Origin of the sequence: Arthrobacter sp. 2762, from assembly GCF_040548745.1 — a bacterium.
Taxonomy (GTDB): Bacteria; Actinomycetota; Actinomycetes; order Actinomycetales; family Micrococcaceae; genus Arthrobacter.
The window spans coordinates 31,475-45,294 of the sequence record NZ_JBEPSI010000017.1; the positions used below are offsets into that span (position 1 = coordinate 31,475).

At 59.8% G+C, this 13,820-nt stretch carries 18 protein-coding genes; 9 read left to right on the forward strand and 9 right to left on the reverse strand.

The genetic code is table 11. The annotated features are described in order from the left end of the window. Nucleotides 1-21: 21 nt before the first annotated feature. The 4 genes from ABIE18_RS21395 to ABIE18_RS21410 form a co-directional block, all read right to left on the reverse strand. Nucleotides 22-675: a DUF6308 family protein gene (locus ABIE18_RS21395; RefSeq protein WP_499724524.1), complete on the reverse strand. Its 654-nt coding sequence runs from the start codon at nt 673-675 to the stop codon at nt 22-24. Then, nucleotides 672-1,157: a hypothetical protein gene (locus tag ABIE18_RS21400; RefSeq protein ID WP_499724525.1), complete on the reverse strand. Its 486-nt coding sequence runs from the start codon at nt 1,155-1,157 to the stop codon at nt 672-674. Before ABIE18_RS21400 ends, ABIE18_RS21395 begins: the two co-directional genes overlap by 4 nt. 4 nt (nt 1,158-1,161) lie before the next feature. Next, nucleotides 1,162-1,926, reverse strand: a complete 765-nt coding sequence (locus ABIE18_RS21405; RefSeq protein WP_499724526.1) for a hypothetical protein — start codon at nt 1,924-1,926, stop codon at nt 1,162-1,164. 384 nt (nt 1,927-2,310) lie between these two features. Then, a complete protein-coding gene (locus tag ABIE18_RS21410) occupies nt 2,311-2,502 on the reverse strand; it encodes a hypothetical protein (protein ID WP_499724527.1) in 192 nt (63 codons plus the stop codon). A gap of 174 nt (nt 2,503-2,676) precedes the next feature. On the opposite strand from ABIE18_RS21410, the gene ABIE18_RS21415 reads away from it, so the two are divergent. Next, nucleotides 2,677-2,883, forward strand: a complete 207-nt coding sequence (locus ABIE18_RS21415; protein ID WP_499724528.1) for a hypothetical protein — start codon at nt 2,677-2,679, stop codon at nt 2,881-2,883. After that, complete coding sequence (locus ABIE18_RS21420; RefSeq protein WP_499724529.1) at nt 2,880-3,401, forward strand: ubiquitination-like system serine protease family protein; 522 nt, start codon at nt 2,880-2,882, stop codon at nt 3,399-3,401. Before ABIE18_RS21415 ends, ABIE18_RS21420 begins: the two co-directional genes overlap by 4 nt. Here ABIE18_RS21420 and ABIE18_RS21425 read toward each other — a convergent pair. Genes ABIE18_RS21425 through ABIE18_RS21435 form a run of 3 tightly spaced genes read right to left on the reverse strand, consistent with a single transcriptional unit; the run spans nt 3,394 to nt 5,504 of the window. Then, nucleotides 3,394-3,708 (reverse strand): hypothetical protein, encoded by a 315-nt coding sequence (locus tag ABIE18_RS21425; protein WP_499724530.1) that lies wholly within the window; start codon nt 3,706-3,708, stop codon nt 3,394-3,396. The genes ABIE18_RS21420 and ABIE18_RS21425 overlap by 8 nt on opposite strands. A 27-nt stretch (nt 3,709-3,735) precedes the next feature. Beyond that, the gene (locus ABIE18_RS21430) at nt 3,736-5,016 is read right to left on the reverse strand and encodes a Y-family DNA polymerase (protein ID WP_499724541.1); all 1,281 of its coding nucleotides are present in this window, start codon (nt 5,014-5,016) and stop codon (nt 3,736-3,738) included. A 56-nt stretch (nt 5,017-5,072) separates the two neighbouring features. Then, nucleotides 5,073-5,504 (reverse strand): LexA family protein, encoded by a 432-nt coding sequence (locus ABIE18_RS21435; protein WP_499724531.1) that lies wholly within the window; start codon nt 5,502-5,504, stop codon nt 5,073-5,075. Nucleotides 5,505-5,795: 291 nt separating this feature from the next. Here ABIE18_RS21435 and ABIE18_RS21440 point away from each other — a divergent pair, with 291 nt between their 5' ends. From ABIE18_RS21440 to ABIE18_RS21455, 4 genes are all read left to right on the forward strand, one after another. After that, nucleotides 5,796-6,836, forward strand: coding sequence for a tyrosine-type recombinase/integrase (locus ABIE18_RS21440; protein WP_499724532.1), 1,041 nt, complete (start codon nt 5,796-5,798; stop codon nt 6,834-6,836). Continuing rightward, nucleotides 6,833-7,186, forward strand: a complete 354-nt coding sequence (locus tag ABIE18_RS21445) for a helix-turn-helix domain-containing protein (protein WP_499724533.1) — start codon at nt 6,833-6,835, stop codon at nt 7,184-7,186. The genes ABIE18_RS21440 and ABIE18_RS21445 overlap by 4 nt, the downstream gene beginning before the upstream one ends. Before the next feature lie 191 nt (nt 7,187-7,377). Then, nucleotides 7,378-8,988, forward strand: a complete 1,611-nt coding sequence (locus ABIE18_RS21450; RefSeq protein ID WP_499724534.1) for a site-specific integrase — start codon at nt 7,378-7,380, stop codon at nt 8,986-8,988. A 63-nt stretch (nt 8,989-9,051) separates the two neighbouring features. Then, complete coding sequence (locus ABIE18_RS21455) at nt 9,052-9,387, forward strand: hypothetical protein (RefSeq protein WP_499724535.1); 336 nt, start codon at nt 9,052-9,054, stop codon at nt 9,385-9,387. A gap of 35 nt (nt 9,388-9,422) precedes the next feature. Here ABIE18_RS21455 and ABIE18_RS21460 read toward each other — a convergent pair whose 3' ends face one another. Beyond that, nucleotides 9,423-10,235 (reverse strand): hypothetical protein, encoded by an 813-nt coding sequence (locus tag ABIE18_RS21460; protein WP_499724536.1) that lies wholly within the window; start codon nt 10,233-10,235, stop codon nt 9,423-9,425. A 1,029-nt stretch (nt 10,236-11,264) separates the two neighbouring features. On the opposite strand from ABIE18_RS21460, the gene ABIE18_RS21465 reads away from it, so the two are divergent. From ABIE18_RS21465 to ABIE18_RS21475, 3 genes are all read left to right on the forward strand, one after another. After that, entirely contained in the window at nt 11,265-11,807 is a 543-nt protein-coding gene (locus ABIE18_RS21465; protein WP_499724537.1) for a hypothetical protein, read from the forward strand. Between the two features lie 30 nt (nt 11,808-11,837). Next, on the forward strand, nt 11,838-12,377 hold the full coding sequence (locus tag ABIE18_RS21470; RefSeq protein WP_499724538.1) for a hypothetical protein: 540 nt from the start codon (nt 11,838-11,840) through the stop codon (nt 12,375-12,377). Between the two features lie 158 nt (nt 12,378-12,535). Next, entirely contained in the window at nt 12,536-12,994 is a 459-nt protein-coding gene (locus ABIE18_RS21475) for a hypothetical protein (protein WP_499724539.1), read from the forward strand. Between the two features lie 109 nt (nt 12,995-13,103). Here the strand turns inward: ABIE18_RS21475 and ABIE18_RS21480 are convergent, their stop codons facing one another. Next, nucleotides 13,104-13,613 carry a YxiG-like protein gene (locus ABIE18_RS21480; protein ID WP_499724540.1) on the reverse strand — a complete coding sequence of 170 codons (510 nt, stop codon included), beginning with the start codon at nt 13,611-13,613 and terminating at the stop codon, nt 13,104-13,106. Nucleotides 13,614-13,820 lie beyond the last annotated feature (207 nt).

Genomic DNA, 13,820 nt, shown 5'->3' on the forward strand with positions numbered 1-13,820 from the left:
TCTTGCCCAAGATGAATCTTCTTACCAGACCAAAATATCCAAAAGGCGAAGATCCGTGAGTCCGTCGAGAAGCCGGACTGCATTTTGTTTGTTGGCGTCATCGGACTCATAGGAGCGGAGACGATGCCTAAGCTCGGATAATGTGTCGGACTCCCTCGCCGCAAGTAGGTCATTGCGTATAGCGAGCCATGTCCGACGTCGCCATCCAAGCTGTGGGTAGCCCGTTCGAAGCAGCCTTGCTGCCGGGGCATAAGAACGCGCTATGTGACTATCCAGGATGGGAAACAGGCTCGGCTGTTTTAAGTGCAGCACCTTCGAGATCTTTGCGAAGCTGACCCCCTTGGGGGAGTTTTCGGCGAAGTGCCAGTAGAGATCTGTCATGGCGGCAAAAAGGGTGCCCTCTGGGGTAGCGTCGGCCAGGTCGGCGGTAGTCCTGATCCACGGGGCCGTTGCTGACATCTCCACGAAGTAGCCCACTTCTTTGTTCGAGATTCGGGAGCTGATCTTACGTGTCCGAATCACTTCCTGGGCGGTGAGCTCCTCTGGCTCTCCACTGCCTAAATAATCGAATGCGGCAGGCGTCTTGCGCGGGTACCTTTCAAAAACTCCCATGGCGTCTTCTAGGGTGAGGGTCTGGCCGGCCACGGTGAGTGTGTGCCCTGTTTCGAGATTCATCTGTCATTCTTCTTTCCGTCGATGCGATTCGCGAAGGGACGCGACCCCAGGTGGGCCTCTTTAAAGGCTTCGATGAGCTTGCTTTCCTCGTCATCGGCGTTTTGGTCACCTGTGACTCTCCAGCACACTCTGAGATTATGAGCGTCCTCCAGCTGCCATATGGCCCGGCCCCCACTGTGTCCGCTTCTTTTGCCGTTTCCAAACCGACGGTACTTGGTTAGGCGTTCAATGATGCCTAGTCTGCACTCCGCTTTGCCGAAATAGAGGATTTCAGCGTCGTACACCCACGCAGCCTCCAGAACTTCCAAGGTGTAGGAGCTTCCTTTTCGTCCTGTTCCTGGAAGCAGGAAACGCGGCTTATCCGTGCCTTCACGGACGACTGTGTAGACACCATGTTCAGTGGTTACTTCTTGGTCGTCTATCTGGTCGAATCGAATGAATCCTTCAAACCCCTGATCCTTCAGCCATTGGATCGTTGTCATCTTGCTAGTGCCCGCCACTGGGGCTAATAGGGTCCGGGGTGGCAAGGACGATATCGAGATCGGCCGCTGTCTTCTCATCGAGGGGCACGTCGGGTCCGACTTCCCGGGCCTCCCTAAAGGCCATGGCGTCTTGGAAGCGCTCCAGGGCAAACGATGACTCCACCCAGGCTTCAACAGTCATGCCTCTTTCGGCAGCCATTTGCTGACGGGTCACAGGAACGTAATCACGGAGTATCACAGCCCTCGTCGTTCCGATGGTTCTGGCGGCATTGTCGGCGAGGTCGATTTCATCGCGGGTGTATTGGGGCCACTTCTTTTGGGCACGTTTCAGGGTTCTCTCCCTCTTCTGCTCCCGGTCCAAGTTCTCGGCCAAGCGTTTCACGGCGGCCTTTTGCCTCCGCACGGCGTTGGCGGCGTCCTTGGCTTCAGCGACTGCTTCGGCTAGTCGCTGTTCCCCTGCTTCTGGATCAGTGATCTTCTCCTTCCACGACTCTGCGTACTTAGCCCGGTACCGGGCTTGTTTCAGTTGTTCCTGGAGGTCCGTCAAAGTTGCTTGCGCTTGTTTCAGCTGCCCCGCCGTTGAAAACGCGTGTGCAGGCACGGCGACAGCAGGTGCCTCAGCCGTTGGTGGCTGCGCTGAAAACTCCATTTCCCTTGCAGGACCCGGAATAATTCCGAGCGTTGCTGGCAGCCAATCAAGGTCCAGTTTCCAGTCGTGGGCGTTTCGCTCCAGCCATTGATCCCGGGCTGCGAGTAGGTGGTCATTCAACTGTTTCGCTGACCACGCGTTAACTTTCTTTAGCTGCTCATCCGCATCGCTGGCATACCCCATTATCTGCGTTCGGCCATAGTGCTTAGCGCTGTGGCATCGCGGGCATAACGCGATCAGTCCCACGAGCTCTTGAACGTGGAGCTCGCCATCCTTCAACCAATCCCAACGCTCATGACAATCCAAACGGCCATTAACACCAACGCCACCGCAAATGCCACACACGTCTCCTGATGCCGCCCTGGCGAACTTCTTACATTTCTCCCATTCAGAACGCGTTAGTCGATTCCGGAGGTTTTCCCCGAAAACGGGTTTCGGGATCAGTTCCACAGAGAGCAGGGGGAGGTCATGTCGGTTCAAGGGCTTCAGTCCTTCAAAATGCGGTTAGAGCATGCTCTGTTGACGGTCAGCCCAGCGGCTGAGCCTTTTAGGGATGTTCGTTAGACAGGACCAGAGCCACTTTCCAGTGCCTTTTAGAACACTGATGGCAAGGAATGCCAGAACCGCGCCGATGACGGATCTAGCCAAGGGATCATGCGCCATGCCTGTGAGGTACTTGAGGATTTCCGATTCCATGCGCGGACTTTACCTCGACCGTCCGACATTTAAGGCCATCATCGACGCGCTCGTGGTGGCTGGTATCCCGTTCGTCGATACAGGTATCGCCTCGGGAAGGACTCCAAGGGGGTCAACGGCGCACTTCGGGTCACCACGTTCACTCCCGGGCACGGCGAGCACATCGACAAGGTGGTGTCCTACTTTGTCGGGGAAGACGCTGAGTACGACACCAACCTCCAGGTCGACGAGCTCAACGCTTTGACGGCGAACCTCGCTGTGCTCCGTTACAAGAAGCTGCTCGCGTTCTACGCCGACCTTGAAAGCGAACATCACACCGTGTTCGACATCGACTCCGGTAACCTCAATCACCGATTCGGAAACCGCGAGACGGAAGGATGAAATACCGGCGTCTCACTCCGGCGTTCGTCGTGTCCATCCCTGCTGAACCAGAGCCCGGCAATCTCTACATCTCTATGGCGTACGAAACCGCAGTTCACCTATGCGCCTGTGGTTGCGGTACCAAAGTAGTCACACCGTTTGGTCCCAACGACTGGGCGCTTACCTTCGACGGCACGGTGTCCCTTGACCACTCTGTGGGCAACGGCCAATTCCCCTGCAGATCGCATTACTGCATCGCGCGCAACCAAGTCGTATGGCTTCGGAAGATGAATGCCGTGGCGACCAAAGCCGCTCTCGGACGTGACCAGCGAGCTCATCGACCCAAGGTCCCCACCACGCGTGCACCTCTACTAACGGCAACTGCCCGGGTCAGTGTGCTTTCCAAGGCTGACAGCAGTGCTGGCCGTGTTCTTCTTTGCAGTGGTCTACCGGGCGTCCCCCTCCAGGGCGCGGCAAGGGCTTATCATCCACAGTGCTCGGGGATAGGGGACCGGGACAGGTCAGACGGCACTAGCTGATGGATTCGAGCTGCCACGCGGTGGCCAGCGGCTCCCGCCGCAGCGTGAACGTGCGCAGCTTGCTGTTGGTGCTGGGCTGTTTGGCTTGGACCTGCCAGTGCTCGATGCTGACAACATCGCCGGTGCCGACGGCGGCCCGGTCCCGGGTTTCCCACCATGCGTCCCGGGTGAACCAGTGGGCGGTGTGGACGTCGGGATCGACCATCCAGATCCGGCCGTCGTGACGGATCGCCAACGGGGTGCCGTCGGGGCTGAACCGGACGGAGACTTCATGGCTGGTGGTGGATGATTCAGGTGCAAGGGTCATGGTGGTTTCCTTTCTGCTTGGCGCCGGTCAGGCGGCTTTGACGAGGGGAAGTTCGTCCCAGTGGGTGGTGTACCTGGGGGAGAGCATGTCGCGTTTCATGGACCAGTCAGGGCCGCCTTTGATCCCGGCATGGCCTAGTCCGATGGACCCGCGGCCGTATCGTTTGGCCACGTCCTCCAGCAGGGTGCCGATGCCGCGTTCTTCGTGCGGGTTCTCGAACAGCTCCAAGGGTCTCTGGTTCCCGGACGGTCGCAGGTCGGTGACCATGATCCCGGCCCGGACGTACTTCACTCCCTCGTGGACCTGGGGGAGCAGCGCGAGTGCGGCCCTGGTCAACAGCACCGGGTCAGCGGTCGGCATCGGCAGGGCCAGGCACACCGAGGGAAAGGACTTTTCGTTCGGGTTGAAGTGCGACGTCGCCGCGAACGCCGTCAATACCTTCGCTTGCAGTCCGTGTTTGGCCAGCCGCGCGGAGGCCATTTGCGCGTAGACGCTCATGACCTGCCGCAGGCCGGCCGTGGTGGTGATCGGTGTGGAGAAGGACCGGGAGAAGATCAGCTGGTCCCTGCCGATCCGTTCCTCTTCCATCGGGATACACGGTGTTCCCTGCAGTTCCAGGACGGTACGCATCATGACGATGGAGAACTTGTCCCTGATCGCGACCGGGTTTGCCCGGGTGAGGTCCAGGATCGAGAAGATCCCCATCGCATTCAGGCGCTTGGTCAATCTGGTGGCCACGCCCCAGATTTCAATCACCGACAACTTGGCCATCAGCGCTTCGCGCTGCTGGGCCGGCACTGACTCCCAGCGGCAGACACCGTTGAACGCGGGGTTGTTCTTCGCCCACTTATTACAGAGCTTGGCCAGGGTTTTCGTCGGCGCGATCCCGACGCACACTGGCACGCCGACGTGCCGTCGGCACGCAGCCTTCATCTCCCGCCCCAGGGCCAGCAGCTCATCGGGTTCACCCTTCACGCCCAGGAACGCCTCATCGATGGAGTACACCTCCAGCCAGGCCGAGTACCTGCCCAGCAGCTCCATCACCCGGGCGGAAATGTCCCCATACAACTCATAGTTGCTGGACAGGGCCACCAGGCCCCATTCCTTCGCCCTCGGGCGGAGTTTGAACCACGGATCACCCACGGCAATGCCCAAGCGCTTGGCTTCGGGGGAACGTGTCACCGCGCACCCGTCGTTGTTGGAGAGAACAATGACCGGCCTGCCCTCCAGGGCGGGATTAAAGACACGCTCAGCGGAGGCGTAAAAGCAGTTCACGTCCACGTGCGCGATCTCCTGCATCCGGCGCATCACCGCGGGCTTAGACACCGGCCCCACCGATCTCCCGTTTAACGCAACAACGCCGCTTAGACATGGTGCAGGCACCTGGTGGCGACGCCCCAGATCGTCAGTTCCGACAGCGCCGCAACCTCGATGTCAGGGAAGCGCGGATTGTCAGCCTGCAGGATCACGCCCGAGGCCGTGATCCGCAGCCGCTTTATCGTCAACTCTCCATCCAGGACGGCAACGACCACTGACCCGTCTTTCGGTTCCAGGGCCCGGTTGACGATCAGCTCGTCACCGTCGCTGATGCCCGCCTGTTCCATGGACTGCCCGGTGACCCGGACGATAAAGGTGCTGGTCACGTCTTTGATCAGGTGTTCGTTGAGGTCTATCCGGCCATCGAAGTAGTCCTGGGCGGGCGACGGATAACCGGCCGGGACCGCGACCGGTGCCAGCAACACCGTCACCAGAGAGAGTCCCGCATCTACCACACGGGGGCCGACTATCACGCCCACAACACACCTTTTATTCGAAACTATGTTCGATTAACTGTACTGCAGCGCAGCGACAAAATAACGACTCCACCAAGTTGCACCTGATGCAGGATGTACAGCGGCGCCAGCCCTGCAGGTTCTGGTAGGACATGGCATTTGTGGCTTGCACTGATTGACTCCTGTCGTTTTTCATGCGTTTAATGCAGGAATGATGCATCAGGGGGTTTGATTATGGGTTCCGGGAACGGCCATTTTGGGTCGGCTTCGTTGTACCTTGCTCCGGGAGTTTCGTATCTGGACGAGGAAGAGGCCGTGTTCGCGGCGATGCTTGAAGGGTGGCGGGCGCAGCGGGTTGGTGGCCGGAACTTGAGGCAGGCCGGCGTGCGGACGGATCTGGGCACGGTGCAACGCTTCAGGGAATCGGCGGGGGTGTTTCCTTGGCATTGGACGGCGGCTTTGTTCGATGAGTGGATGGAGGACCTGGTCGCGGTCCGGCGTTTGGCTCCGTCAACGCTCCGGAATTATCAGAATGTGGTGGCCCAGTTCTGTGACTTCATTTGCTCGCCTCATTATGAGTGGGTGGCCGAGTGCGAGGCCCGTTTCGGCACGCATCCGGTGCAGGTTTGCACTGAGTGGAACACGACTCGTCATCTGCAGGATTATGAGGGTCGCCCGCGTCGGCGTCCGCTGACCAGGGTGGAGCTTCAGCGGTTGTTTGATTATGCCGATGAGCAAGTCGGGGTGCGCTTGGAGTCGGGGCGGAAGGGGACGTTAGTTGCCTACCGTGATGCGACCTTGTTCAAGGTCGCCTATGCGTGGGGACTTCGGGCGAGTGAGGCCGCTGGTCTGGATGTGACTGATTTCTACAGGAATCCGCACGCCCCTGAGTTTGGTTCGTTCGGGATGCTGCTGGTTCGGAACGGCAAGTCATCACGGGGCGGGGCCCCCAAGCGGCGTTCGGTGGCGACGCTGCATCAGTGGGCCGTGGACGCGGTCCAGGATTATGTGGAGAACATCTGGCCGCTGGTGCGTGCTGAAGAGTCGAATGCGTTGTGGGTTTCTGAACGCGGCCGCCGGTTGCGGGCCGATGAAGTGAGCCGCAGGTTTGCTGAGTACCGGGACGAGCTTGGCTTTGACCGGGTGCTTTCCCCGCACGCTTTGCGGCACAGCTATGTCACTCATCTGACGGAGGACGGTGTGGATCCGATGTTCATCCAGCGGCAGGTCGGGCACGCTTACCTATCGACAACGGCGATCTACACCGCGGTCAGCGCCGATTTCGCCAACCAAATGATGCACAATGCCGTGTCAGGGATCATGAAGGCAGCCGGTGCAGGGAAGGTGGAGGGGTGAACTCGTTGGATTATGAGTGGCGGCTGCGGGAAGTGATGGCCACCCGGGGGTTGTTCACGACGACCAAACTGATCCCGTTGTTGAACGAACGGGGAGTGCATCTGTCCGCTTCCCAGGTCTACCGACTTGCTACCGAGAAACCGGAACGGCTGAACCTGCAGGTCTTGGTAGCGCTCATGGACGCCCTTGACTGCTCCGCCGATGACCTTATCGGCAAAATCCAGATGCCAGCGGCGCGCAAAGACGCCAACGGCACGGAGGCAGGAACCACCGAGCCCGGTCTGGACGTCTTGAAGCACAAGGGCTACCGGCCCCGACGGGCAGGCGTTCTGCCGCCGAACGCCGTGTGAAACCGCGATCGCTTTCGGTCCGCGGCCAGCCCCGGAAAGGCTGCATTGAGTGCGGGCAGGACGACTCCGATGCCGAGCTTGTGCCGGGCGGGGCTGTCTGCCGGCACTGCTGGGATTCGCTGCTGCGGACATCGACGACGAGGCTGTGCGATCGGTTGCTCGAACTGTTGGCCGGCTACAAACCTCACCCCATGCACATCTCCCGTGCTGTCGCCTGGTCTTTACCGGACCGCGGTGACCGCCTGCGGGTGTGGTTCGAGCTCAGGGTCCGAGGACTTGCCTCGTCCCGGGCAGCGGGCAGGCGGAGCCCGTTGCTGCTCGCCCTCACCGATGAACTGCGTGACCTCGATATCCCGCACAAGGTCTTCGGCCAACGGCACTTGCCGGGAACCCATGGCGCCCAGATCACTTGCGACCATTGTGGTGAGCTGAGGACCATGGCTGGAAGAATCCACGGACAGGCGTTATGCAGCGAATGTCGACGCAAACACCCGGAGATTGTGCGTCCCTGCGCCCGATGCCCGCTCTGGGAGTACCTCAACAAGAAAAAACCATGCCGGGAATGCCGTGCCAAGGACGCTTTAGCCGATGCCCTCACGGACGTCGCACAGAGCTGGCCGGTCCTCAAAGTAGCCACTGACGTACTGCTCGCAGCAGACGGACTCCACGTTCACTCCTCGCTCGCCCGCGGAAAACTGCCTCTGCTCTTACGTGAACTCAAGGAAGGACGGGCAACGATGACCCATGATGGGCTGGATATGCTCGGCCAGGACGCGGGCACCCGGCGGCTGCGGTCCTTCCTCGTGGCACATGGGGCACTGCCTAAACGGAACGAAGACCTTCTCAGTTTCGAGTCCTGGATCGATAACAAAGCCGCGTCCATCGGCGACCCGAGTGACCGGATGGCGTTCATCAGATATGCGCGCTGGCGTCACCTCCGCCAAGCCAGGAACGGTGTCCTCAGCCCCGCCCAATGGGCGTGGAGGCGAAGGGAACTGAAGATGGTGCATGCATTCCTCGGGTTCCTTCACGAACAAAACCTCGGGATTCGTTCCGCACGACAGCGAGACGTCGACCAGTGGATCGTGCGAGGGTACACCCACCGCGGCCATGTTCGAATGTTCCTCAAGTGGTGCAGGGCGACCGGTATCAATACCGGGCTCGAGGCCCAATACCCGCCGCCGACGCCTCTGGCGATCCCCTCAGCATCGGCAGAAAGCGAACGAGCCCAGCTCTTGCGCAGGTCGATGGATCCGGATGGAATTGAGGATCCTGGCCTGCGCCTGGCCGCCATCCTGGTGATCCTCTACGGGTTTCGGCCCCACCAGATCGCTGCACTGCGGGTGGAGGACATCACTTTCCACAACGGGTACGCCATGATCCGGTTCGGCCCGGACCCGCTCCAGCTACCCGTTCAGCTCACTGAGTATGCACTTCAAGCCAAAGCCGACAGAGTCATCAAACGCTTTGGCGGGGATGGCGAAGAGAACTACTGGCTCTACCCAGGGCATCTCCACGGACGGCCGATCATCCCGCATACACTCTCGAGCAGACTCGCGGCCATCGGAATATCCGCCCAAACATTTCGCGGCGCAGCGCTCGGACAACTCGCGCTGCAACTCCCGCCCGCAGTCCTTGCCCGCCTCACCGGGCTTCACAGACTGACAGCCACCCGATGGTACACAGCGGTTTCGGCCAGTAGCGCCCGCAACCTACCCCAATCGACAGTCGTTAGCACACCCACTGAGCCCATGCCCTTACCGTCGTGCGGGGGTGTGAATCCACTGGCGCCTCAGCCCTAAGGGCGGAAGGCGTCCCGGGCCTCCCAAGACCTGAAAATCTGTTCGAAAACAAATCTAAAAAGTTTGGGTATTGACTCCTCGCAGACCCGGCTGCTGGGTTACAGCGATTCCTACACGTACTTCGGTGCACCTGCAGCCGAAGTCGACTCGATGCCAGGGACTCCTTCCGGCAAGAGGATCTGCATCCTTTCCGTCCCGGCCAACAGGCAGCGCGCCTCCGTTGGGTGCACTCTACTAAAGCGCTTTGAGAGCGCTGGACTTAAAGTTGAGAGCCCGGGCAGGACGGAAGCGGCCTGGCTTCTGGTCCCTGCCGGCACGCAGGAGGCTTTGAACTCGGTCTCGTCCGAGGATGGCTGGACCCAACAAGCCCCGAATTTCCTAGTGCGGAACAGCCGCTGATTCGGACGGCGACGCGGAGCAGCCGGCCAATGAATCTATTCGTTGATTCTGGGTGGTAACGGTGGTGCGGTGATCTCCTTGACGGGCACGACGGCGGCGTTCATGACTGTTCGGGCACCGAGTGGTCGTTGGAGGTCGACTGTGAACGGTGTCGCTGGGTTTCCCTGACAGGTGGCCCATTGCGCCCCGGCGGGCCGCACCCCTAGGACGATCTCGACCGTGGACTCGGTTTCGGTGAGCTTGACGACGTCAACCCGGCCTTCGGCGTTTTGCCCGGAGTTGCAGTCGAACTCCGTGACGAGCAGTGCCACGCGGTCGGACTCAGGAGTCGGCGGCAAGGAGGGGTCCAGAGTGACTGCGCCCGCTCTCAGTTCGCCGAGGTCGAGCGTGGGAGTGCAGGTCGATGATTCAACGACCGCCCAAACGGGTTTGCCTGGTTCCGATGCCATGGAGTTGGTGGAAATGACAATGTACACGTGGTCGCGGATATCGCCGTAGCCGTGATCTTGGGGAACAGCGAGCTTGTTCATGAGCATCACGCGATCACTGCTCTCCTGCGCAATCAGCCAGGTGACCGGGTCAAAAGCCGAGACGCCGCGGCCTTGGAGGGCCGGGGCGGTTTCCGTGCCGAGCTCGCTGGCCGGTCTCGGGTTCTCCAGTGCCTGAACCGGCACCTTGTTCCCCTGGCACAGCACCACGTCAGGTTTGCTTACCGAAACTGGGATATCGGCGGACTCAACTGGGCTCCCGGCAGACTGACCGGGCGATGCGCATCCGGTTTCCAACGACATCATGGCCGCGCTGACGACTATGGCTCGTACGATGATGCCACCTGACAGTTTCCCCATGCCGCTAAGGCTACGCCTCACGCCACAGAAGATCTCATATTCGACCAAGCCCCGCTCACTCGCGAACCTCTCTGGTCATCCAGATAAAACGCCCCCAATATTGGGGCTTCGGGTGGCTATTCGCACAGAAGCTACATGGAGGTCCGCCAGTACGCCGCTGATCTTGCGAGATGGCAGGGCAGCGCGGGGTCAGGATTGGGCCGCTCTCCACGGGGTACATTGCAGACATGCAGCCACTGGTTTTGATGGGTGTCGTTCTGGGGGCCGCCATCCTATGGATAGGATTCGTTTTCCTCATGCTCCTTCGTCTTGACCGGCTTCAGCGAAAAACCCGCCGGGACGCCCGCAGGGCAGCCGGGCGGGACTTGGCCCAAAAGAGGGCCCGACGTTCCCGGAAGCCATTGGTACGGAGCCCTCGCAGCAGAGCCCCCGCGGCCATTCCGAGACGCTAAATCAGGGCAGGCGAAAGGCCGGACAGGCTTCTGGTTACCGCTATCCGGCCTTGCCGGCAGATTACTGAGGCATTGATCAGCGAACTGGGGGATTCTCGCCGTCTGCCATGAACCCGCTGAGCTAATTCAAGGCTCATCGCTGGTCATGCACACGAGTAGTCGGTACTCATATTTCAAAGTCATCCAACCACCCTGTTACTCGGTCCCAGTCGGGGTAGACCGCCGAGCGGCGTGGACGGTTGCACACCAATGGGGACAGGGCGGTTTCCAACGATCGTCGCAACGGGTTTGCTGTGAACACACATGGTAAGCGGCCAGCTCAAAGATCAGAGTGCACGTGTAGCGTTTAGGGCACCTTCACCGGGCAGTTTTGCGGGCGGGTGTTACGGGAATCGGAATGCCGCAGAGCCACGAGGACTTGGCTCGGAGCTCGTCAGGAGTGAAGAGCGTCCGGTGGAGGACCGACTTACGGGCGGTGATTTATCAAGTTAACCGTTCACCAAAAGGCGCACTTGGTTCGGACTACGTTGTCGACCGGCTTAGCCGTGGCGTCCCCACGTAGTGGAGAATGTCGATCATGGGTGTTCTTTTTGACTACTTCTCTGCTGCCTCCGATGAGGAAGCAGCCTCGGTGATCGACCGTATCGGTGGTCCCGGATCCCAGGCGACGATCACTCCGCCGACCGAGCCCCGGCGAGGCATCTTCGGCCGTAAACGCCCACCGGCGGCACCGGCGGCCGTGACCTACCTGGAGGCGGCAGTATTCGACACGGTATCCGGCAACGGTATTGATCCCGTTGTGCAGCTGGGAACACTAGAAGAACTGCTCACTGGACGGTCCTTCGACCGTGTCATGGACGATCCACGGAGCGGGCAAGCCCTCGCGGATCGGGATGGTGGGGAGCGTCTTGTACTGACCTTAACGGAGCCCCTTTCCACAGCGTTGGCCACCGCTTCCGACGAAATCCTTGAACAGGTGGCGATCCCATGGTCGGAGACCGAGGAGTTCTGGAACGCCGCCGACCCGGCGCTTCTTGCCGACTTCCTAAAGGATTTGGCTAGCCTGGCCCGACGCTCCAAGGCTTCCGGGCAAGGGCTCTACTGCTGGGTGTGCGTGTAGGCAGGTCAGCGTCCACGTAGAGTTCGGTGCATGAAGCTCGCGGACCTCTTTCTACGCCAGATATTGGACCTACCTGGCAAACCCGAACACAATCCATTGACTACTGGCTGGATCTTCGAGGAAGCACAACTCCTGGACGTACGCATCGACGTGCTCCACTCAACCGTGGGCGCGCTGTTCGAGATCCGCACAACTTATCTTCCTACTGAGATCGACATTGTTTCACTCAACTGTGGGGTCATGATGTTCCGTAGGACGACAGAGGTGACATGGACCAATGCGCAGCAAAGGGACAGGCCAAACCCTCAGGTTTGGTCAGTGGCTGAGTGCCATATAGAAACATCTGCCACCGGCGTGGAAGTGAGTCCTCTAGGAGGAACCAATGGCATGGATCTGCTAATCAAGGCGCAATCCGTCGAATTCTATGCCGGCAGACTGCCCACCCTTCCAGCCGACATACCCAGCTACCCCGACCACATCGATGTGACGGGACTCGTTCCCGCCTGGGAGATGGATTTCGCTCCTACCAACGTCTGGACGTCCGGCCCAGAACCTATGGACGCACTCTGACGTGCATGGCCAGCACTCGTGCGTCTCAGCTATACGGAACGCTGTGCGGCAGGGGTGACTCTCCGGACGCTCCAAGCGCCCGTTAGACGATCCTTCAGCGGGCCAAGCTCAAACCGGTTTGGCTGCCTTGCAGGACACATGCCCTATAGACTTCGGCCGTGATTGAAACCCTTGCCGCCCAGATCGTGTCTTATCTAGACGATCCAGACATAGTGCTGTTACCGGATCACCCAGAGAAAGAGGTGAGAGCAAACACTTGGGCGTACTCTGCAGCTACTTCGCCGCGCGCTTCCGCCGCAGATCTTGCTGCCGCCCTCGACGAAGTCGTCAATGGACTGCGGGACAGATTCAAAACGGCTCCAAATCGGGGGACTTTCTATGCTTGGTACGACGAACAGGCCGGCCAGTTGCGTTGTTCTCTGACCTCGCAAAGCCAGTTACCCTTCGGAGGCAGAATCCGCACGACCACTGATTCAGCCCTAGTCATAGACCGAATGCTCTCAGACCAGACCCCCGGATTCATCAGCTTCGATACTCTGCGAGAAATACCCTTGTCCCCGGCCTCCGCGGAGGAGGCAGAGAACGACGGGTTAATCGTATGGGCCGTCCCCTTATGAACAACCCTCAAATTGGACATCACTAGATCACGGTTCCCGGCGCCTGCCGTGTACGTACTTGAGCACGTAAGCCGATCCTTCACCGGACACCCTCATCACGAAGGTATCGCTATCCCTCGCCCGCTTGGTCGGACCCTTCCGGTGGGACAACGAAAGGCGCGAACCCTTCTCCGACCTCCGTGACGACAAGGTCGGAGAAGACGAGATCCAGATACTGAGCGTTGGTCTCGAGCCGAGCCTCGTAGAAGGGAATGCCCAGGCGGTCACCCCATGCCGCGGCTTCCCCCGATTCCTCTACAAGGGAAATGCCCGGATAGAGGTCGTGGAAATTGACGCCCCAAACATACCCATTCACACCAGACTCTATGGCTGCGTCGTAGTGCAGTAAGCGTTCATCCAAGGAACGCGCCCACGTTTTTGGCGAGATAGCGGTCTTCACGGTGGCGAGAACACAATGAGTGAATCGATAGCGAAGGTACTTTGGCTTGATCCCACTTCGTGGATCAGCAGACATGTATATGAACACGTCATAGTCACGCAGGTGCTCGGCGAAACCATGGAATACGACCGAGTGGTCGAACGCTTCTTCAAACGCTGCTAACAATTCGTGGCCATTCACTCACACATTCTCTCGTATCCCGCCCGACTGCGCTGCCGGTCTTGCCGATCATGGCGGGAACAAACCGCGCCCGTAAGCCGGTGGCTCAGCGGACGCCGCTGCGTCCGATTGGGGATCCTTGGGTTCTTGCGGTGATTGCAACACTTATCGGATGGGTGTTGTCATGGCGGGATATTCGATTCATTTGAGGCCTGATCTCTTGCAGGT

Bases quoted from the DNA above. Each gene is read 5' to 3' on its own strand.
- ABIE18_RS21395 (WP_499724524.1), bottom strand. From the start codon at position 675: ATGAATCTCGAAACAGGGCACACACTCACCGTGGCCGGCCAGACCCTC.
- ABIE18_RS21400 (WP_499724525.1), bottom strand. From the start codon at position 1,157: ATGACAACGATCCAATGGCTGAAGGATCAGGGGTTTGAAGGATTCATT.
- ABIE18_RS21410 (WP_499724527.1), bottom strand. From the start codon at position 2,502: ATGGAATCGGAAATCCTCAAGTACCTCACAGGCATGGCGCATGATCCC.
- ABIE18_RS21420 (WP_499724529.1), top strand. From the start codon at position 2,880: ATGAAATACCGGCGTCTCACTCCGGCGTTCGTCGTGTCCATCCCTGCT.
- ABIE18_RS21425 (WP_499724530.1), bottom strand. From the start codon at position 3,708: ATGACCCTTGCACCTGAATCATCCACCACCAGCCATGAAGTCTCCGTC.
- ABIE18_RS21430 (WP_499724541.1), bottom strand. From the start codon at position 5,016: ATGCGCCGGATGCAGGAGATCGCGCACGTGGACGTGAACTGCTTTTAC.
- ABIE18_RS21450 (WP_499724534.1), top strand. From the start codon at position 7,378: ATGCACATCTCCCGTGCTGTCGCCTGGTCTTTACCGGACCGCGGTGAC.
- ABIE18_RS21460 (WP_499724536.1), bottom strand. From the start codon at position 10,235: ATGGGGAAACTGTCAGGTGGCATCATCGTACGAGCCATAGTCGTCAGC.
- ABIE18_RS21465 (WP_499724537.1), top strand. From the start codon at position 11,265: ATGGGTGTTCTTTTTGACTACTTCTCTGCTGCCTCCGATGAGGAAGCA.
- ABIE18_RS21470 (WP_499724538.1), top strand. From the start codon at position 11,838: ATGAAGCTCGCGGACCTCTTTCTACGCCAGATATTGGACCTACCTGGC.